Source organism: Alphaproteobacteria bacterium (assembly GCA_030739735.1).
Lineage (GTDB): Bacteria > Pseudomonadota > Alphaproteobacteria > UBA7887 > UBA7887 > UBA7887.
Genome location: JASLYQ010000041.1, coordinates 1 through 1044, shown reverse-complemented (window position 1 = coordinate 1044; position 1044 = coordinate 1). Strand labels below are relative to the sequence as shown.

The 1044-nt window shown below is 60.6% G+C and carries 1 protein-coding gene; it reads left to right on the top strand.

The window, feature by feature from the left end:
- Nucleotides 1-798, top strand: a 798-nt coding sequence (locus tag QF629_12930) for a thioredoxin domain-containing protein (GenBank protein ID MDP6014425.1), incomplete at its 5' end; no start/stop codon positions are given.
- Nucleotides 799-1044: the final 246 nt, after the last annotated feature.

Below are 1044 nucleotides of genomic sequence, written 5' to 3'. Positions count from 1 at the left end.
GCCAAGGCGGGCTTTGTTTTCGACGAGCCGGAGTGGATTTCAGCAGCACGCACGGCATACGATTTCGTACGCCAGGCAATGACCATCCATGACCGTCTGGTGCACAGCTACCGACTCGGCAGCGCCCGCCATGCCGCCATGCTCGACGACTACGCCAACATGGCGCGCGCTGCCATCGCGCTTCACGAAGCCGGCGCCGGCACCGACACCCTCGATCACGCGCGCGCCTGGCTGGCCGTTCTCGACGCCCATTACTGGGATGCCGATGCCCACGGCTACTACACCACAGCCGATGATGCCCAGGCCCAGATCGCACGCACGAAACCAATTTTGGACGGTGCTCTGCCGGCCGGGAATGCCACTGCGCTCGAGGTGCTAGCACGTCTGCACCTGCTCACGGGTGAAACCACCTATCGCCAGCGAGCCGACCAACTGGTCGAGGCGTTTGCCGGCCAATTGGACAGCAATGTGTTGGCCGTTCCGAGCTATATAAACGCTGCGGAATGGCTTCAGACCGCCACCCAGGTGATCCTTGTTGGTAACAGAAAATGCGCAGAAATTCAGGATTTTCTTACTGTTTTGAAGAATCAACCCTCGGCTACGCTGACACTGTCCGTGGTCAATAGCACGGCCGATTTACCAACCGATCATCCAGCGGTCGGAAAAGGCCAAGTGAACGGCCGCCCAACAGCTTATATCTGCCGTGGACAGACCTGCTCGCTACCCATCACCACGGCTAATGATCTTGTCACCGCCATGGCGTCCCGCCGGGGATCCGTGCAAGCGGTTGGACACTAGATGGGCAGTGCCATCATCGCGACGCCCGTGGGCCGGCTGCATTTGACGGAGAGCGCCGCGGTCCTGTCGAGTGTGTCTTGGTACAAAACCAAACGATCGATCGGGCGGGAGGGGTGGTCGATTTTGCCCCCGCCCGCCTCGCCACTCGGTCATCTCCGCGCCTATTTCGATCGCAGACTCAAAACCTTCTCCCTACCCCTTGCACCGGCTGCGACACCGTTTCAAGGCCGCGTCCACGACACCATT